At 55.2% G+C, this 22,329-nt stretch carries 15 protein-coding genes; 6 read left to right on the plus strand and 9 right to left on the minus strand.

Translation table 11 applies throughout. The annotated features are described in order from the left end of the window. Positions 1-14 precede the first annotated feature (14 nt). The gene (locus V9K92_RS13525; RefSeq protein WP_337354221.1) at positions 15-4,808 is read left to right on the plus strand and encodes an NAD-glutamate dehydrogenase; all 4,794 of its coding nucleotides are present in this window, start codon (positions 15-17) and stop codon (positions 4,806-4,808) included. A 236-nt stretch (positions 4,809-5,044) separates the two neighbouring features. Further along, complete coding sequence (locus tag V9K92_RS13530; RefSeq protein ID WP_337354222.1) at positions 5,045-6,406, plus strand: MFS transporter; 1,362 nt, start codon at positions 5,045-5,047, stop codon at positions 6,404-6,406. On the opposite strand, the gene purH is transcribed toward V9K92_RS13530, so the two are convergent. The 6 genes from purH to htpX all read right to left on the minus strand — a co-directional run bounded on the left by purH (position 6,396) and on the right by htpX (position 14,665). After that, entirely contained in the window at positions 6,396-8,012 is a 1,617-nt protein-coding gene (gene purH / locus V9K92_RS13535; RefSeq protein ID WP_337354223.1) for a bifunctional phosphoribosylaminoimidazolecarboxamide formyltransferase/IMP cyclohydrolase, read from the minus strand. The two genes, V9K92_RS13530 and purH, sit on opposite strands and share 11 nt — an antisense overlap. 87 nt (positions 8,013-8,099) lie before the next feature. After that, positions 8,100-9,332, minus strand: coding sequence for an MFS transporter (locus tag V9K92_RS13540; protein WP_337354224.1), 1,233 nt, complete (start codon positions 9,330-9,332; stop codon positions 8,100-8,102). Between the two features lie 40 nt (positions 9,333-9,372). Next, a complete protein-coding gene (locus tag V9K92_RS13545) occupies positions 9,373-10,428 on the minus strand; it encodes an aldo/keto reductase (RefSeq protein WP_115054359.1) in 1,056 nt (351 codons plus the stop codon). A 128-nt stretch (positions 10,429-10,556) separates the two neighbouring features. Next, positions 10,557-12,266, minus strand: coding sequence for a heparinase II/III family protein (locus V9K92_RS13550; protein ID WP_115054358.1), 1,710 nt, complete (start codon positions 12,264-12,266; stop codon positions 10,557-10,559). Positions 12,267-12,326: 60 nt separating this feature from the next. Next, positions 12,327-13,700, minus strand: coding sequence for an RsmB/NOP family class I SAM-dependent RNA methyltransferase (locus V9K92_RS13555; protein ID WP_337354225.1), 1,374 nt, complete (start codon positions 13,698-13,700; stop codon positions 12,327-12,329). After that, positions 13,697-14,665 (minus strand): zinc metalloprotease HtpX, encoded by a 969-nt coding sequence (gene htpX, locus V9K92_RS13560; RefSeq protein WP_115054357.1) that lies wholly within the window; start codon positions 14,663-14,665, stop codon positions 13,697-13,699. Before htpX ends, V9K92_RS13555 begins: the two co-directional genes overlap by 4 nt. 128 nt (positions 14,666-14,793) lie before the next feature. Here htpX and V9K92_RS13565 point away from each other — a divergent pair, with 128 nt between their 5' ends. Then, entirely contained in the window at positions 14,794-15,039 is a 246-nt protein-coding gene (locus tag V9K92_RS13565) for a DUF1674 domain-containing protein (RefSeq protein ID WP_115054356.1), read from the plus strand. A 96-nt stretch (positions 15,040-15,135) separates the two neighbouring features. Here V9K92_RS13565 and V9K92_RS13570 read toward each other — a convergent pair whose 3' ends face one another. Beyond that, complete coding sequence (locus tag V9K92_RS13570; RefSeq protein ID WP_115054355.1) at positions 15,136-16,533, minus strand: MATE family efflux transporter; 1,398 nt, start codon at positions 16,531-16,533, stop codon at positions 15,136-15,138. 190 nt (positions 16,534-16,723) lie between these two features. Here V9K92_RS13570 and V9K92_RS13575 point away from each other — a divergent pair, with 190 nt between their 5' ends. From V9K92_RS13575 to V9K92_RS13585, 3 genes are all read left to right on the plus strand, one after another. Further along, positions 16,724-16,972, plus strand: coding sequence for a type II toxin-antitoxin system RelE/ParE family toxin (locus tag V9K92_RS13575; RefSeq protein WP_337354226.1), 249 nt, complete (start codon positions 16,724-16,726; stop codon positions 16,970-16,972). Positions 16,973-17,017: 45 nt separating this feature from the next. Beyond that, positions 17,018-17,314 carry an addiction module antidote protein gene (locus V9K92_RS13580; RefSeq protein WP_115054353.1) on the plus strand — a complete coding sequence of 99 codons (297 nt, stop codon included), beginning with the start codon at positions 17,018-17,020 and terminating at the stop codon, positions 17,312-17,314. A 405-nt stretch (positions 17,315-17,719) separates the two neighbouring features. After that, positions 17,720-19,000, plus strand: coding sequence for a cyclopropane-fatty-acyl-phospholipid synthase family protein (locus tag V9K92_RS13585; protein ID WP_336440407.1), 1,281 nt, complete (start codon positions 17,720-17,722; stop codon positions 18,998-19,000). 462 nt (positions 19,001-19,462) lie between these two features. Here V9K92_RS13585 and acs read toward each other — a convergent pair whose 3' ends face one another. Further along, positions 19,463-21,415: an acetate--CoA ligase gene (gene acs, locus V9K92_RS13590; protein ID WP_115054350.1), complete on the minus strand. Its 1,953-nt coding sequence runs from the start codon at positions 21,413-21,415 to the stop codon at positions 19,463-19,465. A 170-nt stretch (positions 21,416-21,585) separates the two neighbouring features. Beyond that, entirely contained in the window at positions 21,586-22,263 is a 678-nt protein-coding gene (locus V9K92_RS13595) for a YggS family pyridoxal phosphate-dependent enzyme (RefSeq protein WP_337354227.1), read from the minus strand. Positions 22,264-22,329 lie beyond the last annotated feature (66 nt).

Consider the following 22,329-nt stretch of genomic DNA (forward strand, 5'->3'; position numbering starts at 1 on the left):
CAGGGGGGTATTTTATGGTTTCCAGCGAAAATTCCGCGAAGAAATCCGCACCGACGTCGAAAACTGCAAAGTCTGCAAACGCCAAAAACAAGGTCCGGCTCTTCGAGGAACTGCTGTTTGTGCGCGCTCCGGAAGAGGATCTGGCGGTCTATGATGCGGGTGCTCTGACAGCTTCTGCAAAGCTGGCAGAAGATGCGCTGAGGCGCTTCAAGTCGGGCAAACCCCTCATAGATATTTCCGATGGAAGTGCTGTTTCCCGTGATGGCCGCCCGATCACCGTCATCACACTGATCAATGACAATATGCCCTTCCTGCTCGACTCTGTCCTTGGCGAGATCAGCGAGAGGGTCAGCTCTGTCTATCTGGTGCTGCATCCGGTGATGGATGTGGACAAGAAGAGCGGTGCCGTTATCGGTGCCGCTGGTCCCGATAAGCCCGGCAAGGACGAAGCTCGCGTCTCGGTGATGCAGATCCATGTGCCTGCGCTGGACGCTCCGGCGCGTGAGATCATGCTGGCTGCGCTTAATCTTGTGCTCAAGCAGGTCCGGGAAGCGGTCAATGATCGCGGCGCGATGGCGGCTCGTCTTGACGATGCAATCGAGGCTTACAAGACCGGCAAAACACCGATGAAGAAAGCCGCCTGCGATGAGGCGGTCGAATTTCTCGAATGGTTACGCGACAATAATTTCACCTTTCTGGGTGTCCGCGAATATGATTATCAGGGCGATGGCAGCCAGGGCGAGCTGGAACGTTCGGGCAAGCCTGGCCTTGGCATTTTGCGCGATCCGGATGTTCGCGTGCTCAAGCGTGGCAATCAGGGCGTAACCACCACGCCGCAGATCATTGCCTTTCTCACCGGCCCTGAGCCGCTGATTGTCACCAAGGCGAATACGAAGTCGCTGGTGCATCGCCGTGGTTATATGGATTATATCGGCGTCAAAACCTATGATGCGGAAGGCAAGGTCAGCGGCGAGTTGCGCTTTGTCGGCCTGTTTACCTCTGGTGCTTACACCCGCTCCGTGCTGAAAATCCCCTATCTGCGCTCGAAGACCGAAAGCGTTATCAGCCGCCTTGGTTTCAACCGGGAAGATCATTCCGGCAAGCAGCTGATCAAGGTTCTTGAGGGCTATCCACGCGACGATCTTTTCCAGATCGACGTCAAGACACTGACCCGAAATGCCGAGATCATTCTTGCTCTGGGAGAGCGGCCGCGCGTGCGTGTTCTGCCACGCATTGATCCGTTTGGCCGATTCGCCTCGATCATTGTCTATGTCCCCCGTGAACGCTACGATTCTGTTGTCCGCGAAAAGATGGGGTCCTATTTTGCCGCGGTCTATGACGGGCATGTGTCGGCTTATTATCCGGCTTTTCCGGAAGGCAATCTGGCCCGCGTCCACTTTATCATAGGTCATGCGGAAAATGACTTCCCCAAGGTCAAACGCGAGGTGCTGGAAGAAAATGTCCGCGCTATCGTCCGCACCTGGGAGGATGCTGTTGCCGAGGTTGGCGACCGCACTGGCGCGGCGGAATTTACCACTCTGGCTGCGGCCTTCCCTGACAGCTACCGTGAAAACTTTTCACCGGAAGAAGCGCTTGTCGATGCCGGGCGTATTGCCGGGCTGACGCGCAACAATCCGCTGTTCGTGGATTTTTATCGCCATCGCACCGATGGTCCGGGCGCCGCTTCCTTGAAGATCTATCATTATGGTTCGGCGGTTGCGCTTTCACAGCGCGTGCCTCTTCTTGAGAATATGGGCTTTCGCGTCATCAGCGAGCAGACTTTCGCTCTGCCCGCAGCCGATGGCAGCCCGCTCTTTGTCCATGATATGGAACTGACCAGCACATCTGAAATCCCAATCGATCTTGCTGATGATGGGGATCTGTTTGAGGAGGTTTTCCGCAGTATCTGGGATGGTGCCTCGGACAATGACGGCTATAACGCGCTGGCACTCACGGGACAGCTTTCATCGCGCCAGATCATCATCCTGCGCGCCTATGGCCGCTATTTGCAGCAGGCCGGCATTCCCTATTCCCAGGATTTCATTGCAGCAACGCTGAACCGTTATCCGGCTATTGCCAAGCAGATTTTTGGTCTGTTCGACCAACGTTTCAATCCTGCGAAAAACAAGGCCGGAGCAGCAAAATCCCAATCGGCGCAACAAAAGCTTCGTGCTGCTATCGAGGAAGGCTTGCAGGGGGTGCCGAGCCTTGACGATGATCGCATTTTGCGGCGATTCCTCAACCTGATTGAATCGACATTGCGTACCAATGCCTTTGCGCCGGAAGAAAATGGCAGCGAACGCGTCACCCTGGCCTTCAAGCTTGATCCACGGGCTCTGGATGAATTGCCTGCGCCGCGGCCCTATCGCGAGATTTTCGTTTACGGCCCCGAGGTCGAGGGTGTGCACCTGCGCTTTGGCCCGGTTGCTCGTGGCGGTCTGCGCTGGTCGGATCGCGCTCAGGATTATCGCACCGAGGTTCTCGGACTGGTCAAGGCGCAGCAGGTCAAGAATGCCGTCATCGTGCCGGTTGGTGCCAAGGGCGGTTTTTATCCGAAGCGTCTGCCGACAGGAAGCGATCGCAATGCGATCTTCGAAGCAGGGCGCGCGGCCTATATTACCTTCATTTCGACATTGCTTTCCGTGACCGATAATCTGCAGGGCGAAACTGTCGTACCGCCGGAAAACGTCATCCGGCTTGATGGCGATGATCCCTATTTCGTCGTTGCTGCCGATAAGGGCACGGCAACTTTCTCCGATACGGCAAATGCAATCAGTCAAGCCCATGACTTCTGGCTGGACGATGCTTTCGCCTCTGGCGGCTCTGTCGGCTACGATCATAAGAAAATGGGTATTACCGCGCGCGGTGCCTGGGAAGCGGTCAAGCGCCATTTCCGTGAAATCGGCACTGATATCCAGACCACGCCATTCACGGTTGTGGGTGTCGGCGATATGTCGGGCGATGTGTTTGGCAATGGCATGCTGCTGTCGCCACAGACAAAGCTGATTGCCGCCTTCGATCACCGCGATATCTTCATCGATCCGGAACCGAATGTAAAAGCAACGCTGAAGGAGCGGCAGCGCCTGTTTGATCTGCCGCGTTCCAGCTGGCAGGATTTCGACAAGTCGAAGATTTCCGCTGGCGGCGGTGTATTCTCGCGTTCGCAAAAGTCCATTACGCTTTCCAAGGAAGCGGCGAAAGCCATTGGACTTGGCAAGACCACAGCGACACCATTTGAAATCATGACGGCTATCCTTAAAGCGCCGGTTGATTTGCTCTGGTTTGGCGGTATCGGCACCTATATCCGCTCCTCGCTCGAAACCGATGCGGAAGCTGGCGATCGTTCCAATGATGCCATCCGCATTACCGGCAGCGATGTTCGGGCCAAGGTTATCGGCGAAGGTGCCAATCTCGGCGTTACCCAGAAAGCACGTATCGAATTTGGCCTTTTGGGCGGCCGCTGCAATTCAGACGCCATCGATAATTCTGCCGGCGTCAATACGTCGGACGTTGAGGTCAATATCAAGATTGCATTGGCGCAGGCCATGCGCAGCGGCAAGCTGAAGCGTGACAAGCGCGATAAGGTGCTGGAATCCATGACCAATGAGGTCGGTTCTCTGGTGCTGCGTAATAATTACCTGCAAACACTCGCGCTTTCGCTGGCACAGCGGCGTGGTATTGTGGATCTTGCCTATCAGGCCCGTTTTATCACCGATCTGGAAGCGCAAAAGCTGCTCAACCGCAAGGTGGAAACCTTGCCGGAAGACAAGGCATTGCAGGAACGCCAGATCGAAGGCATTCCGCTAACCCGCGCCGAGCTTGGCGTGCTGTTGGCTTATGCCAAGATCGTGCTTTCGGACCAGCTTCTGGCCAGCGATCTGCCGGATGATCCTTATTTTGAGCGCGAGCTGATGGAGTATTTCCCCATCCAGATGAAGGAAGGTTTTGCCGACGAAATACGTACGCATCGCCTGCGCCGGGAAATCATTGCAACGCAGCTCGCCAATGATGTGATCAATCGGGGCGGACCGACTTTTGTCAGCCGGCTTTCGGACCTGACCGGCCAATCGGGGCCGGAAATCGTCCGCGCCTATGTCATCGTTCGCGATGGTTTTGAAGTGGACGGTCTGTTCGACGCCATTGATCGCCTGGATAATCTCATGCCGGGCGATGTGCAGAACGGGCTTTACGCCAAGGTTGCGCAGATGTTGAACTGGACGACAGCCTGGGTTTTGCGCAATCGCAAGAGTGCCGACCTTGGAGGCGCTATTGCCGAGATCAAGGCTGGTCGCAATGCGCTGCTGCCGCGGCTCGACAAGCTTCTGCCAGTAACAATGATGGCACTCATTCGCGAAGATACGGCCAATAATGTTGCGCTTGGTGCGCCGCAGGCGCTTGCGGAACAGATGGCGCGTCTGGAAATTGCACCGATCATCCCGGATATCGCAGCGGTGGCGCAGGCGGCCAATGTCGATATTGCCGCCGCGGCCAAAGCCTATTTCGATATTTCGGAAGCGTTCCGTATTGGCCGCATCGAGGATGCTGCACGCGGCGTATCTGTTGCTGATTACTATGATGGTCTGGCGCTTGCCCGGGCCACCGATCTGATCAGTCAGGCGCGGCGGGGCATTGCGGTGTCAGCGCTGACCCAGCATGGCAAGAAGGCCGACCCAGCCAAGGAATGGCTGGCAAGCCGGGGTTCACGTTTGGATGAAGTGCGCCAGCGCATGGCAAATATCGTCGAAACCGGTGATCTTACCGTGTCACGTCTGGCTGTCGCAGCGGGGCTGCTGTCTGATTTGTCGTGATTTGGAGGTGGCTATCTCCCCCTTTGTGGGAGAGAATGTGATTTCCGCATCTTAGCTCTTGCTAAGTGCTAGAAATTACAAGAGAGGGGATTGTGTCCATCGAACTATCCCCTCACTTGGATTTTCCAGGATTTAGTAAAGAGGCTAAATCCAGGAAAATCCTTTCTCTCTCTCAAGGGGAGAGATAACCAGTGCCATAGATTTGCGAAGTTGATCTTCCGATCACCGGAGTCTGCATGGAACAAGCACCAAAACGCGGTATCTGGGGTTGGATGTTTTTCGACTGGGCGGCGCAGCCTTTTTTCACAGTTGTAACGACCTTTATCTTCGGGCCTTATTTCGTTTCGCGCATGGCTGCCGATCCTGCAATGGGGCAGGCAGCATGGGGTTATGGCATCGCTATTTCCGGCCTGTTCATCGCCATATTATCGCCGGTCCTCGGTTCAATTGCGGATCAGACCGGACGGCGCAAACCCTGGATCGGCTTTTTCGCTGCTGTCAAAATCCTGTCACTATGCATGCTATGGTTTGCCGAGCCGGGTTCAGGACTGATAGCACCGCTGTTTTTCTTTTCGCTGGCCTCCATTGCCGCCGAATTTTCCATCGTGTTCAACGATTCCATGATGCCGCGCCTGGTGGCGCAAAAAGACATTGGCCGTATTTCCAATATTGCCTGGGGTCTTGGCTATCTTGGCGGGATGATTGTGCTGATCTTTGTCGTGGCTTTCATGGCTGCCTCCCCGGAAACGGGAAAGACCCTTCTCGGGGCGAGCCCTATTTTCGGGCTTGATCCAAGTCTTTCCGAGGGGGATCGGGCCACCGGCCCCTTGGCGGCGCTCTGGTATCTGATTTTTATCCTGCCCATGTTTTTCTTTACGCCGGATTCCCTGAAGGGCTTGCCAGCGGGCAGGGCCGTGCGCGCTGGCCTGAGCGAACTGAAATCCACCTTGAAGGAAGCAAGGCAGAGGCCGGGTATCGTGCGCTTTCTCGTCGGGCGCATGATCTATCAGGACGGCGTTAATGCGCTGATTGCTCTTGGCGGGGCCTTCGCTGCAACGATGTTTGGCTGGGTAACAGCGGAGATCGGGATTTTCGGGATTATCCTGAATGTCGTGGCTATTTTCGGCTGCCTTGTCGCCAGCAAGTTTGACACAGTGTTCGGGTCAAAAACCGTGGTCATCGCATCGCTGATCTCGCTTACCATCGCGACGCTTGGGATTGTTTCGACCGGACCCGGCTATACGCTTTTTGGCTTGCTGCAATTGCCTGGTGTTGACACTGGTGACCTGTTCGGTACGCCAGCGGAAAAAGCCTATATCGGTTTTGGACTGCTGATAGGCATCGCATTCGGGCCGGTGCAGGCTTCATCGCGCTCCTATATGGCGCGCAGTATTTCCGCTGACGAAGCGGGGCGGTATTTCGGCCTTTATGCATTGTCAGGAAGGGCGACAAGCTTTCTTGCGCCCTTCATGGTAGCGACCGTAACGGTGCTCAGTGGATCGCCACGTCTTGGCATGGCGATGATCATGATCTTTTTGCTCATCGGTCTGGCGATCCTTGCAAGAACGCCATATCCAGCCGCAAAGATCAGTGCCTGAAATGGCGCATGCCGGTAAAGACCATGGCGATGCCATGTTCATCGGCAGCGGCGATCACCTCATCATCGCGCATTGAACCGCCTGGCTGGATCACAGCCGTTGCACCAGCCGCGACAGCGGAAAGCAAACCATCGGCAAAGGGGAAGAAAGCGTCAGAGGCGACGACGGAACCTTTGGTCAAAGGGGTTGTCTGGCCAGCGGCTTCAGCAGCATCTTCGGCCTTGCGGGCTGCAATTCGAGCGCTATCAACGCGGCTCATCTGACCGGCGCCAATGCCGACCGCTGCACCATCCTTGACATAAACAATTGCGTTGGACTTTACATGTTTGGCGATACGGAAGGCGAGCTTGAGATCGGACATTTCAGCCTCGGTCGGCGCGCGCTTGGTGACGACTTTTAAATCCAAATCGTCAACAACGCCACTGTCGCGGGACTGAACCAGAAGGCCGCCTGCGACCGTCTTTGCACTGATACCGCCAGCGCGCGGATCAGGCAGGCCGCCTGTCACAAGCAGCCGCAGGTTTTTCTTGGCCGCAACAATGCCCTGCGCTTCGGGCGTCGCATCAGGGGCGATAATGACCTCGGTGAATGTCTTGACTATCTCTTCAGCGGCATCCGCATCCAGCGTCTTGTTGAGCGCGACAATGCCGCCAAATGCGGAAACCGGATCGCAGGCGAGGGCCTTCAGATAGGCCTCCTTCAAGGTCGCGCCTTCAGCCACGCCGCATGGATTTGCATGTTTGATGATGGCAACGGCGGATGTACGGGCGGGATCAAACTCGGCAACCAGTTCAAAGGCCGCGTCGGTATCATTGATATTGTTATAGGAGAGCTGCTTGCCCTGTAGCTGGGTGGCCGTGGCGACGCCCGGGCGCTTTTCGCCGGTGAGATAAAAACCAGCCGATTGATGTGGGTTTTCGCCGTAACGCATGACCGAATGAAGATGCCCGCCGATCGCGCGGCGTGATGGTGTTTCCGTCATCAGCGCTTCGGCAAACCAGCCGGAAATGGCTGCATCATAGGTGGCTGTGCGCGCATAGGCCTTGGCAGCAAGGCTCTGGCGGAAAGAATAGGGCAGCGAACCGTCATGCTTGTCCAGCATTGCAATGACCATGTCATAATCGCCGGTTTCGGTAACAACGCCGACATAGGCATGGTTCTTGGCGGCGGCGCGGATCATCGCAGGGCCGCCAATGTCGATATTTTCCACGATATTGGCATAGTCGGCACCGGAGTGGCGGACTTCTTCGAATGGGTAAAGATTGATAATCACGAGATCGATTTCGCCAATGCCGTGGGCCTTCATCGCCTCGACATGCTCGGGATCATCGCGCACCGCAAGCAGGCCGCCATGCACCTTGGGATGCAATGTCTTGACGCGGCCATCCATGATTTCGGGAAAATCAGTAATGTCGGAAACATCACGTACCGGAATGCCTTCGGCGGCAATCGCCTTGGATGTGCCGCCAGTCGAGAGGATCTCGACGCCATGACGATGCAGCGCATGAGCCAGCGCAGTCAGGCCTGTCTTGTCGGAAACGGAAATAAGCGCCCGCTTGACCGGATGGAGATTGGGAGCGGGAAAAGATTTCGCGGCGACGGCCATGGATTCGTCCTTAAATTTCGTAGGGGTCAATGGATTGGCTTGGCCGTTAGCACAGGCCGAGCCGGAATCCTACCTTTTTGCACAAGTTCACACGGGTGATTTGGAGGCTTTTTCTGTAGCGAAGGCCCCGAGAACGATAAGCCCCATGATTGCACCGGTCATGCAGGTTGCCCACCAGCCGCCATAAAAATAGCTGGCGGCGGCAATCGCTGATCCGCTCGAGCCAAGCAGAAAGACGATGGTCATATAGACCGCATTGAGCCGTCCGCGTGCCGCGTCATTCAATGAAAAGATAATGCGCTGGCTAAGAATCTGGTTGGTCTGAACTGCACTGTCGATGAAAATCGCGCAAAGTACCAATGCGGCAATTGAGATGGCAGTGCCTGCCCAGCCGGCAATCAAAAACCACAGGGTCAGCGTTACCATCGCGATAGCTGTACCTTGGCGGGTATAGCCACGATCTGCCAGCCTGCCAGCAATGGGCGCGGCAAGAGCACCGGCTGCGCCTGCCAATGCAAACAAAGCAATCTGGCGCTGACTATACCCGAACTGTTCGCTCAGAAGCAGCGGAATGCCAGTCCAGAACAAGTTGAAGCTGGCGAAAATGATCCCTTGGTAAAAGGCGCGCCGCTGCAAGGCTGGTGTCGTGATCAAAAGGTGCCACATGGATTTGATGATCGCACCATAGCGCATTCCACCCTTTGGCTGGCGTTGCGGCAGGGCAATACGCAGGAGCACAAGTACTGCCAGCATTGCGGCTGCCGATATCCAGAAGATGGCGCGCCAGCCAAATTCCGACGCTACCAGATTGGCCAGTGGCCGCGCCAACATGATGCCGGTCAAAAGGCCCGCCATCACGTTGCCGATAGTCCTGCCGCGCGAGGCAGCAGGAACAAGATGGGAGGCAAAGGGCACAAGCACCTGCGCACCACAGGCGAAAAAGCCGATGGCGAAGGATGAAATAAGAAAGGTGGTTGCAGAGCCGGACACTGCAGCGCCTGCAAGACCCAGCGCCGTGCCACCGAGAGTGAGCAGCACGAGACGCCGGTTTTCGAACAGATCCGCAAGGGAGACAAGCAGCAGAAGCCCCGCGCCATAACCGAGCTGGGTTACCGTAACGATGAAGCCCGCCATCCCGCCGTGCAGATTGAGATCGTCGCTGATCAGTCCGATCAGTGCTTGAGCATAGTAGATGTTTCCAACCATCGCCCCGCAGGCGAAGGCAAACAGGAAGGTCAGAGCAGGCGACAAGCCGTTGGGCTCTGCCGCTGCCACTTCCGATTTATCAGATTGATCGGCGGGCTTGTTTGAATAGGCCATTATGTTCTCTCTGCCGGTGGCCTCCCTCCGCCGGACCTTTTTACTTGCTGAGGTAAGGTTCGATGAGGGATAGATCTGCCGCAGAAAGGCGATCAGATGCAGTGCGTGCCTGATGCCAATAAGGATAGATCAATGGTGGCTGGCTTACTCTGTCGAGGTTTGCGCGCTCATCGGCAGTCAACACCAGGTCGGCAGCTTTAAGATTATCTGCGAGCTGCGCGTCCGTTCTTGCGCCGATAATGAGAGATGTCACTCCCTTGCGACCAAGAAGCCATGCGAGTGCTACCTGCGCCGCCGAAACCTTATGGGCTTCAGCAATGCCAATCAGCACTTCAATAATATCATAAAGGCGTTCCTCGTCGCGGATAGGTGGTTCCCCCCAATTGGCAAGCTGACGCGTACCTTCCGGCGTAGGAGTGCCGCGGCGATACTTGCCCGAAAGCAATCCTCCGGCGAGCGGGCTCCAAACGAGTACACCAAGCTGCTGATCGAGTGTGGCTGGGATCAGTTCATATTCTGCGTCTCGCGATTCGAGACTGTAGTGAATTTGCTGACTAACCGGCGCGATGAATTTTTCCAGTGCGGCAACGCCCATCGCCTTCATCAGATGCCACGCAGAGAAGTTTGAGACACCAACATAACGAACCTTGCCCGAACGAACGAGTGTGTCCAGTGCTTCGAGGGTCTCGTCGAGCGGTGTCATACCGTCCCACTGGTGGAGTTGGTAAAGATCAATGTGATCTGTGCCGAGACGCTTCAGGCTCACTTCGGCAGCACGGATAAGATGATAGCGCGACAGGCCCGCATCGTTGATTTCCTCGCCCATGCGGAAACGCGCCTTGGTCGCAACAAGAACCCTATCGCGCTTGCCCTTTAAAGCTTGGCCAAGGATTTCCTCGGATGCGCCGTTCGAATAGATATCAGCGGTATCGAACAGATTGATGCCTGCATCAAGGGCCATATCGACCTGTCGCCTTGCACCCTCAATATCGGTGTCGCCGGTTTTGGCAAAATTGCCTTTGCCGCCAAAAGTCATGGTTCCGAGGCTGAGCGAGGATACTTTAAGACCGGAACGGCCAAGCTGACGATACTCCATGATCGGCTCCTGATAATATATCTGAGAATGGGATTGTGCCGGAAAATGCGGCGATGGCGTTAAGTTCCGTATAGCCGATCAGCGGGCATTTGTCGCCTCTTGCTCATACAAGATTCGGTGAATTCGGATCAGCCGTAAACACCGAGGGTCGTGCGGGTAAATTGCCATTCAACTTCCGGGCGATTGGCAGCGTTGACTGAAAGCGTGATCTGCCGGGTTTTCACGGGCCCGCGAAAACCGGCAAAGAACAGCGAATCTTCGACGAAGGGCTGGATTGTCGATGAGAACATCCAGATGTCGTCATTATCGGCTTGCAGCACAATCAGGCCGTGATCATCCACGCTGACATTCACGGATGGATGCAGATGAAAACGGATGACGATTTCTTCTGCTCCGGTATGGCGCAAGGGATTGCGTCCGGCAGCAAAGAAACTGTCGATACCTTCGATCACGCTGCCATTGTGCGACAGAACAATCTGGCGCTCGTGGTAAATGCCAAAGGGTCGAACATAGCCATTGTGATTTGCAACAAAGCCAATCACGCCCGGTTTTTCAATCCGCTCAATATTGACCTTGCTCGGGCCCGCAATGATGGGCGTGCCGATCATCGTCGAAAGGCCGGATGTGTTGCTGAAGCGGCAGGACGATGTGTCGTTGATCGTTGCTGTCGAATGCGCTGCGGTGGAGCGTGCCAAGGGCCGGAACTCCGCCGGTCCGTAACGGTCTACACCGGCATTTACGATATAGCGGCTGCGCCCGGAAGACATTTCAAAGGATAGGCAACCCGCATGTGCGTCACGTGATGCCGTAACGGGAGGCGCAAGGCCCGTATCGGCAATGATGGTTGTCGAATCCATGGAAAGGCGTTCGTAACCGGAATGAGCGGCATGTATAAGCGGGAGGCCGCCAATATCGTCGTGCCGTAACACGGCGATTACCCGTTCCGGCATGGTCGCGCCAACGCCATTGAAGAGCGCCAGGCTACCATCATGATGACGGAAGAAGCGCAATGCAGGCAGCATGCGCTCGATTGCTTCGATGAGCGCTTTAGGCGGCGCTTCCTGCCCGCTGGCATAGGTTTGGCGCAGGGGCAGCAGATCGGCCAGCAATTCCAGAATCGCCAGCGGATTGCGCGAGATATGGCCGCCATCGGGTAATATCTGCCGAACAAGTTCCAATTCCAGATTGCGGCGAGCCGAGCGGCTGGTGCTTGAAGAGACGGGCAGGGCCAGAGCGGCAAGAGCCAAGGCGATGCGCGCACGCAGCTTTTCTTCGCCATCATCCATAACGGCGGCCATGGTGCGCAGATAACGCACCTGCATGGCAAGTGAGCGCATAAATTGGCGATAGGTGCGAAGTTCTGCACCGGCCAGAATAAGGTTGGAGTGCTGCAGCCAGGCTATGATTCGCTGGGCCGTGACCTCGGGTGCCCAGGCAGGTCCGCTGATCGAGCGGCCATGGGTGGTGATCCAGTCACTGAGAAGCGCGCGGGCATTTGCGGTTGCAAGTTCTGTACCTGCTGCACGCAGATTGCGGAGCCAGCCGAAATTATGCAGCGCAGCTTGCCAGGCGGCATTGGGTGGCTCGACAAGGAAGGGCGAGCGTCCGCCGGTCTCGACCACGCGGCCAGCAAGCGCGAAACGGCCATGGTAAAACTCTTCGGCGAGCTGCGGATCGGCAGGGCGTAAATCTTGCGGTGCTATGAGCACACGCTCGGGCGTAAAACCGGTAAAACGCCAGCGGTAAAGCGGGCCCATACGCACACGTCTGCGAAAACGGCGCCAAAGCTGCGCTGTTGCAAGTCCCCATAGTTGCGGTGTTTCGCTCAACGCGACCATATTGTTATTGCTTCGAATTTGCCGACAGTCAGCAATTATGCGGCCAGAAGAGTTAAAATTTTAGTATTTTCGGCGAAAACGTGCTGCAAAGAAGCCGTCCATGCCGGAAAGGGCGGGATTTTCGTTGCTCAGGTCCGCTGGCGTCGAGCGGACAAATCCCTCCGCCGAGATCAATTCCGCAAGGCCGCCGACCTCATCTTTCGTTACGGGCACGAGTTCAATGGCGGGGTTCGTTGCAAGAAGATCACGGGAAACAGTTTCACCCTCAAGCGGGTCGAGCGAGCAATTGGAAAACACGACAATCCCGCCCGGACGAACAATGGTCACCGCATGATCAAGCAGTCTCGCCTGAAGATTGGCAAGCTTGCGCACATCCTCCGGCGTTTTCGTCCAAGGCACATCCGGATGCCTGCGAACTGTGCCTGTCGAAGAGCACGGGGCATCAAGAAGAATGGCGTCGAATGGTTCTGCGGGATTATAAGCAGAAAGATTGGCTTCAACGGTTTCAGCTACCAAGCCCAAACGTTCAAGATTGCCGCGCAGACGCTTCAGCCGGTTGGCGGAAAGATCAAGCGCGGTAACATTAGCGCCTGCATGGGCCAATTGTGCTGTCTTGCCGCCGGGCGCTGCACAAAGGTCAGCAACGCGTTGGCCTTTAATATCGCCAAAGAGCTTGGCGGGAAGGCTGGCTGCGGTGTCCTGCACCCACCAATCGCCATCCGTAAAACCGGGAAGTTCAGTCAGTGAGCCCTCAACGGTACCAAGCCGCACCGAGCCTGTGGGCAGAGCAATGCCGCCTAGCTTTTCCGCCCACTCTGCGGGGTCACCCTTGACCGTCAGATCGATGGGAGGCTCCTTCGCCTGGATGTCGAGAATGGCTTTCGCCTTATCCTTGCCATAGGCGGAAATAAGTGTCTCTTCGAACCATTCTGGCACATTGCTGGCGCCCGCTTTGAATGTATCTTTCTCACGGGACAGGCGGCGCAAAACGGCATTGACCATTGAGGCAAAACGGCGATTGCGCGGATCATTATTCGCAGCGGTCACCGCAAGATCGACGGCAGCGCGATCGGGAATATCCAGATAAAGAATCTGGGCTGCTGCAACGTGGAGCAGATGTTTCAAGGCCACGGCATTTTCAGGCAATGGCCGGTCGATCATCTGGCCGATCGCTGTCTCGATCGTGCCGCGGTTACGCAAGGCAGCACCGAGAATCGCCCGCACAAGCGAACGGTCCCGGTCTTCAAGCTCCATATATTGCGGATGGCCATTATGATTATCGGTCAGCCCGTCGAGCGACGTATGTTTTTCAATCACAGCCCCTAGAAGCCGCGTCGCGCATTGCCGGGCAGCAAGACCCGGACGGTCTTCAGCGTCGATATAATCTTTTGGCTTTTTACCGAATGGCCGTTTCGTACCGTGCTCCACACTCATGCCCATGGGCCTTTACGCCCACCGCCATTGCGGCCCCAGGGCGAAGGGCGGTCGTCCTCCACTTCGTCTTCTGCGGGAGCTTGAACGGGACGTCCCTGCTGCGGCGCCGGTTGAGCCTGGCGAAATTCCTGCACCATGGCTTCCAGCGCTGCAATACGATTTTCCGTGGCCGGATGGGTTGAAAACAGACTATCCGCGCCGCGACCACTCAAGGGATTGATGATGAACAATGGGGCGGAGGCAGGATTGCGCTCAGCATCCTCATTGACGATTTGTTTTGCGCCACGCGCGATCTTGTTCAGCGCAGAAGCAAGCCACAGAGGATTGCCGCAAATCTGCGCTCCGCGCCGGTCGGCCGCGTATTCGCGGGTCCGGCTTATGGCCATCTGAACAATCATTGCAGCAAAGGGCGCAACAATCATGGCGATAATAATACCGATAAACCCGACAGGATTATTGTTCTGGCGGTTGCCGCCAAAGAACATGGCGAAATTGCCAAGCATGGAAATGGCACCAGCCAGCGTAGCCGTGATGGTCATTATCAGTGTGTCGCGATGTTCCACATGGGCCAGTTCATGTGCCATGACCGCTGCGACTTCCTGCGGGGACAGGGCTTGCAGAAGACCGGTACTGGCGGCAACAGCGGCATTTTCAGGATTGCGCCCGGTCGCGAATGCGTTGGGCTGCGCATTCTGGATCAGGTAAACCTTTGGCATGGGCAGATTGGCGTTGGCTGCAAGATCGCGCACGATCCCGTAATATTCGGGCGCATTCGCCTCATCGACCTCGACAGCATGGTGCATCCGCAACACCATCTTGTCGGAATTCCAATAGCTGAAAAGGTTCATGACCGCAGCTACAACAAAGGCGATCATCATGCCGCCGGTTCCTCCGATGAGAAACCCTACGCCCATGAAGAGCGCTGTCATGAAGGCGAGGAGCATGCCTGTGCGCATTACGTTCATGATAGAAGTCTCTCTTCCAGTAACAGCAGGATAGTCAAGGTTATTCCTTTTATTGCGTTTATTCCGCCTATATGATGGGGTTTCGCATCGCAAGCTTCAATGATCAGTATATTCGGAATGAGTATAACATGACCCCGTCCAATTTTGGTGAACAGTCATCCACGCCGCCGCAGGCCGATAATGACGACCAGCGCCCGCGTCCAAGTTTTGACCAATTGCCACCGGCAGCGCAACGGGCATTAAAGGAAGCTGAAGCGCGGCATGCGGCGGAAAAAGCTGCATCTGATCAGCCCCGCGAAATCGGCGGACGAGGTGGTAAGGACCCCGCCCGATTTGGCGATTGGGAGATCAAAGGCCGGACAATCGATTTTTAGATCGCCGGGCGCCCTCACGGGCGCAAGATGGCGATCTATCCTTTTGTTTTAGCATCGGATTACCCGAAAACCGGGATTCCAGTTTTCGGTCCGATGCTAGCGGATAATCTCGATCCCGAGCTTCTCTCGTCTTAGCCAGCGACCCAGCAGCAGCACAGAAGCGGCAGCCAAGCCGCTCAAAAGGCCTAGCCAGATTCCAACGCCCTGCATGCCTAGCCAGAAGGCAAAGGCTACGGATAGGGGCAGGCCAATCCCCCAATAGGCAATCGCGGCATAGACCATCGGAATAGTCGTATCATGCAGACCGCGCAACATGCCGCTGGCAACCGCCTGCGCGCCATCGAAAATCTGGAACAGGGCGGCCAGAGCCAGAAATGATATGGCCAAACCAATCACTTCGGCATTGGCCGGATTATGAATATCGATGAAGGCGCGGATGAGTTGTAAAGGTGCCAGTATCATCAACAGGGCGGTAAGCGCCATGAAACCTGTACCGGCAGTGAAGGCGACCCAGCCGGCTCTTTTAATTCCGTCGGAATCCTGCGCGCCATAGGCACGGCCGACCCGCACGGTGGCCGCTTGCCCAAAGCCAAGCGGGACCATGAAACTTATGGATGCGATCTGAATGGCGATGGCATGCGCAGCAAGGGAGCTTGGCCCGATAATGCCCATGAGGAAAGCGGCAGCATTGAAGATTGTAACTTCAAAGCTCAGGATCGCAGCAATCGGCAGGCCCAATCGCATCAATTGCGCATAACGCGGCCAGTCGGCGCGCCAAAAGCGACCAAAAAGCCGATAGCGCCGGAACCGCCGATCAAGCGAAATAACGGCCACAAGGCCGGAAAACATCAGGACCGAGGAGAGAGCAGTCGCTATTCCTGAACCGATAATGCCCATCTTGGGAAATCCGAAATGGCCGAAAATTAGGGCATAGTTTGCCACCGCGTTAAAACCAACGGCCAGGAAGGCGATGACCAACGCCCAGCCGGGACGCTCCAATGCGGCCATGAATGAGCGCAAGACGATATAGAAATAGAATGGCAGCACGGCCCATTGCAGCGCCCGAACATAAGTGCCGGCTTCCTGAGCCAAATCGGCATCCTGTCCCATTGCCAGAAGAATGGGTGTTGCGTTCCACAGAACAAGCCAGATCGGTATGGAAATGGTGACGCCGATCCACAAACCCTGCCGTACGGTGCGACGGATTTCCCGCACCGTAAACCGGTTACGCCCAAGCTCGCGTGCGATCATTGGCGTTGTTGCCGTCATGAGGCCCAGACCGAAAATCATCGGCACGTAATAAAGATTTGTACCAAGAGCACCTGCAGCCAGCGCATGCGGACCCAGCCAGCCTAGCATCATCACGTCGGTGGCGGTCATCGCGACCTGCGCGACATTGGTCAGGATGATGGGCCAACTCAAGGTGAGCATCGCCACAATTTCATCACGCCATGCATGCTGCGGCACGGCTTCTTGAGTTGTAACCACCGACATTGTTCAGTCTTTCAAAAGGGAATGCCTTTTTAAAAGGCGAGATGCACCATTTTCAGGCAAATCAGGTGGTATCATTATTAAAATCGGAAGCAAAGCACTTCCTCTGCAATCGCGAGTTGGTGTCGTTTAAACAGGTATCCGATTACAGTGATCTTATATTGGCAATATGCAATTTAAAAAATACAATACCATGAAGTTGAAGCAGACAGATACCTTCAGAAAACGGCGATTGGGTCTTAAAAATCCAAGAGTACGCGCATTGATATCCTCTCGACTCGACCGTCTTTCTTTTGGCCATTTTGGTGATGTAGCACCGGTAGGCCAAGGTGTTAGTGAACCGCGCATCCATGAAGTGCCGGGATATCGGATTTATTTCCAGCGTAGAGGCGACGTGATTGTCATTCTATTGTGTGGTGGCGATAAAAGTACTCAGGCATGAGACATCAAAATGGCGAAGCGTCTTGCAGAAGAGTGGAGCGAATAAATGGCCGAAAAACTTTACGACTATGATCCGGCAGAAGATCTTACTTCCGATCAAGCGGTTGCTGTTTTTATGACGGAGGCATTGGACACAAATGATGCTGCCTATATCGCGCATGCTCTCGGCGTCGTCGCGCGAGCAAAAGGGATGACTGGAATATCCAGGGAGACGGGACTTGCGCGCGAGCAGCTTTATCGTTCCTTGAGCGAAAATGGCAATCCTACCCTTGAAACAACACTTGCAGTTTTGAAGGCGCTCAATGTCGGGCTCACCGCCCATGTCAACAAATCTGCGCTATAAGGAACGCCCGCAACAACCCCAAAAGGAAAGGGCCACCCTTGAAGGATGGCCCCGTAATTCCGTCTGGCCTAAGGGCCTATACCCGGTCGCGACCGGGCTGCTGTTTTCAACGGAGAGATGATCTCCGCAGAGTAGCATCAGACGCCTTGTGGCACATATCGAAATCACTAGACATCGGATCACCTCCTTTACGTTCGTTGAACACACAAAGAGAATGGGGTGGCTTTTGGCGGATTTCAAGAGAAAAATCATCCGTGTGCGCCGGTTCGATTGCAAATGGGCTTTCTGCAAGCTTCTTTGTCGAGGATTTTACCGCAAAACCGTTGGACAGTTTTCAGAAACCTGCTTAGAGCAAATCAGGTTTCGTATTTATGCAAGCACTGTTTCAGTGCCTGGAGGCAAGAAATGGCAGCTGAGCACCGGGCAGCGCGAATTATCCGCACCGTGATTGATCTGATCGAACCGCAATTTTCGGTCGAACTGTGGGATGGCACCCGTATTGGCGATAGTGCTGACGGGCCTGTGCTGGTGATCAATGACCCGATGACCGTGCGCCAGCTGGCACTCAAGCCGAACATTGGTTCCATTGTCGAATTGTGGGTTTCCGGTCAGATCGATGTAAAGAATGGCACATTGTTCGATCTTGTCGAGCGCGGGCCAAAGGGCAAGCTGAAAGAGAAGATCAAGGCATTGCCGAAATGGCAATTGTTAAAGGACATTCCTGCGCTGCTTTTGAGCGGCGGCAAGAGCGGATCATCCGGCCTCGGTGGCAAAAATCCCTATGTCAGTGGCTCGAATAAAGAGGCGATCACACATCACTATGATGTCTCGAACGCATTCTATCAGCTCTTCCTCGATGATCGCATGGTCTATACCTGTGCCTATTTCACGGACTGGAACAACACTATCGATCAGGCGCAAGCGGATAAGCTCGAACTGATCTGCCGCAAGCTGCGCCTGAAGCCCGGAGAGCGGCTTTTGGATATTGGTTGCGGCTGGGGTGCCATGCTGATCTATGCGGCCAAACATTATGGTATTACCGGCACAGGTGTTTCCCTGTCGGAGGCGCAGACGGCGCTGGCGCGGGAACGGATCAAGGCGGAAGGTCTTGAGGACAAGATTACGATCCATGTCAAATCCTATGAGGAATTGGCAAAGGACCCGCAAATGCGCTTTGACAAAATCTCGTCTATCGGCATGTTCGAAGCGGTTGGTATCGCGCATTACGATACTTATTATTCGAGCGTGCACAGGCTTTTGAAGCCGGGCGGGCTTTATTTGCACCACGCGATCACCCGTCGCATGAAGCGCAATAAAAAAGCCTTCGGTCGCAAGAGTGCAGAGCATCTGGCGCTGGTGAAGTATATTTTCCCGGGCGGCGAACTCGATCATCTTGGCATGACTGTCGAGAACCTTGAAGGTCATGGTTTCGAAGTGCATGATGCGGAAAATCTGCGCGAACATTATGGCAAAACCTGTCGCATATGGGCTGACCGGCTGCATGCACGCTTTGATGAAGCAATTGCCGAAGTAGGTGCACCCAAAGCCCGGCTCTGGCTGCTTTACCTCACCGGCTGCGCACTGGCATTCGAACGCGGGACCGTACAGATCAACCAGACATTGGCATCCAGACGCAAGCGCGGGATATCAGCCGTGCCGCAAACGCGGGCTGATTTATATAAATAGAAGGTAGGATAGACAAATCTACTTCTGGTTGTATCGTGGCATGAGAACCATTTTTTGGGGTATTCATGCGCCTGCCGAGTTTTGCCTGTGTGTTCATCGGAGTCGCTTGTTCAGTCGTAACTACGACCGGCGCGCTCCCAGCCCCGATTTTACAAACGACTGCAAAACCACAGCAATCCCCCTGGTTGGTGCTGTCTGCCAGAACAACTTGCAAACAGGTCAACTCCTGCGAGGAGGCCGTGCAGATATGGTGCGATGGATATGCCCGTGCCGATGCTGATGATGACGGCATTCCCTGTGAGAATATCTGTCATTCGAAAGAACAAGTTGACGAGATCAGGCGGCAGATCGGCTGCTGATTGGTTCAAGGAATTTGTATGCGAATTGCTGCAAAACGCACAATGCGTGGTTCGCCCTCCTGAGCTTGTCGAAGGGCGAACCACGCACGATAATTCCTGCAGCCTAGCCCTTCTTGTTCTGGCGATTGGCAATCAGATCATCGACAACTGCCGGATCGGCGAGTGTCGACGTATCGCCAAGTGAGCCGAAATCATCCTCGGCGATCTTGCGCAGAATACGGCGCATGATCTTGCCGGAACGTGTTTTCGGCAGGCCCGGCGCAAACTGGATTTTGTCCGGCGAAGCGATAGGGCCGATTTCTTTGCGCACATGGGTGACGAGTTCCTTGCGCAATTCATCCGACCCTTCAAGGCCAGCCATCAAGGTCACATAGCAATAGATGCCTTGGCCCTTCAGATCGTGCGGATAGCCAACAACTGCCGCTTCCGACACCGTATCATGCGAGACCAGTGCCGACTCAACTTCTGCCGTACCCATGCGGTGGCCGGACACGTTGAGAACATCATCAACACGGCCTGTGATCCAGTAATAACCATCCTTGTCGCGGCGACAGCCGTCTCCGGTAAAGTACTTGCCCTTATAGGTGGAGAAATAGGCTTCGATGAAACGTTTGTGATCTCCATAAAGGGTGCGCATTTGACCCGGCCATGAATCGGTAATGCACAGATTGCCATCGGCTGCGCCCTCAACAACATCGCCTTCATTATCGACCAATTGTGGTTGCACGCCGAAGAACGGACGTGTTGCAGAGCCGGGCTTGAGGGCCGTTGCACCGGGAAGCGGAGTAATCAAGATGCCGCCGGTCTCGGTCTGCCACCAGGTATCGACAATAGGCGAACGCTTCTCGCCCACTACCTGATAATACCATTCCCATGCTTCCGGATTGATCGGCTCGCCGACGGAACCCAGAACGCGCAGGGATTTGCGCGACGTCTTCTTGACCGGCTCATCACCTGCGCCCATCAAGGCGCGCAAGGCGGTTGGGGCCGTGTAGAAAATATTGACCTTGTGCTTATCGATAACTTCCCAGAAACGCGATACGGAAGGATAGTTGGGAACGCCTTCAAACATGAGTGTCGTCGCGCCATTGGCAAGCGGGCCATAGACGATATAGGAATGGCCTGTAACCCAGCCAACATCGGCGGTGCACCAGTAAATATCGCCCTCATGATAATCGAAGACATATTCATGCGTCATGGACGCATAGACGAGATAGCCGCCTGTGGTATGCAGAACCCCTTTCGGCTTGCCCGTCGAGCCTGACGTATAAAGAATGAAAAGTGGATCTTCCGCCTTCATCTTTTCCGGTTTGCACTCGCCTTTCACAGAGGCGATTTCCTCATGATACCAAAGGTCGCGGCTGGTCGCCCAAGTCGTCTTGCCGCCGGTGCGGCGGACCACCAATACGTTCTTGACCATAACGTGATGCTTGGCAGCAATGTCGATCGCCTTATCCGTATTGTCTTTGAGCGGGATTGGCTTGCCGCCCCGCATACCCTCATCGGCGGTGATAACAAATGTCGATTCGCAGTCGATGATACGCCCGGCCAGAGCGTCAGGTGAGAAGCCGCCAAAGACCACGGAATGAACAGCGCCGATACGCGCGCAGGCCAGCATCGCATAGGAGGCCTCGGGGATCATCGGCATGTAGATGGTAACCCGGTCGCCCTTCTTGACGCCGTGCTTTTTCATCACATTGGCGAGCCGGCAAACCTGATCGTAAAGTTCGTTGTATGTGATCTTCTTGTCGAGATAGGGATTATCGCCTTCCCAGATGATTGCAACCTGATCGCCGCGCTTTTTCAGGTGCCGGTCAATACAATTATAGGCAACGTTGGTGACGCCATCCTCAAACCATTTGATCGAGACTTTTCCGGAAAATGAAGTATTCTTGACTTTCGTGTAAGGCTTGAACCAGTCGATACGCTTGCCATGCTTGCCCCAGAATTTCTCTGGATCCTTGATGCTCTGCTTGTACCAGCTGAGATAGGTATCATTGTCGATAAGCGCGTTCTTCTTCGCGCTGGCCAGCACGGGATATACCTTCTCGGACATTCATTTCCTCCAAACTGATCTGACGGGCCTCCACCCGGAAACCTTCCCGGGGGAAGGCATTTGATTTCATTATCACCATGCAAATTGCTGCGTAAATACAGCAAATGATATCTAACGAAGGCGTTCCGTCGCAGATGTGCGACAACGGGCCATTATTTGTGTGGGCACAGTTATTTTGCGGGCAAAGGACGGCCCCCAAAGATTGCCGAGCCAACGCGCACGGAAGTCGCGCCGAAACCAATGGCAACCTCATAATCTCCCGACATTCCCATGGATAGTTTTTCCACCTTTGCCTCTCCTGCGATTTTACGCAGCAGGGCAAAATGAGGTCCGGGATTTTCTTCAGCGGGGGGGATGCACATCAGTCCCTCAATCGCGAGGCCATGCACGTCGCGGCACCGCTGCACAAAAGCCACCGCTTCCTTGGGCTCGATACCAGCCTTTTGCGGCTCAGAGCCGGTATTGACCTGAACATATAGTTTGGGAAAGCGGTTTTGTTTCTTCATTTCAGTCGCCAGTGCTCCTGCGATCTTCTCACGGTCGACAGTCTCGATGACATCGAACAGCGCGACAGCATCCTCGCACTTGTTGGATTGCAGCGGCCCAATGAGATGGAGTTCAAGACCAGAAAACTCAGAGCGAACGGCTGGCCATTTGCCTTGCGCCTCCTGAACGCGGTTTTCTCCGAAGACGCGCTGACCTGCATCAAGCACGGGACGTATTTCGTCCGCACCGAAAGTCTTGGATACCGCTACCAGCTGTACCGAATCCATCTTGCGCCCGGCTTCAATGGAAGCTTTTCCTATTGCGGCACGAACGGCAAAAAGTTGATCAACAGCAGTCGACATGGCAGGTTCTGTTCCTATTTATATGGTTCGAGCCGGTTTTCGCCCGCCCGAAAGTCTCAAGTGGTT

This window comes from Phyllobacterium sp. CCNWLW109, from assembly GCF_037203905.1.
In the GTDB taxonomy this organism is placed as follows: domain Bacteria; phylum Pseudomonadota; class Alphaproteobacteria; order Rhizobiales; family Rhizobiaceae; genus Phyllobacterium; species Phyllobacterium ifriqiyense.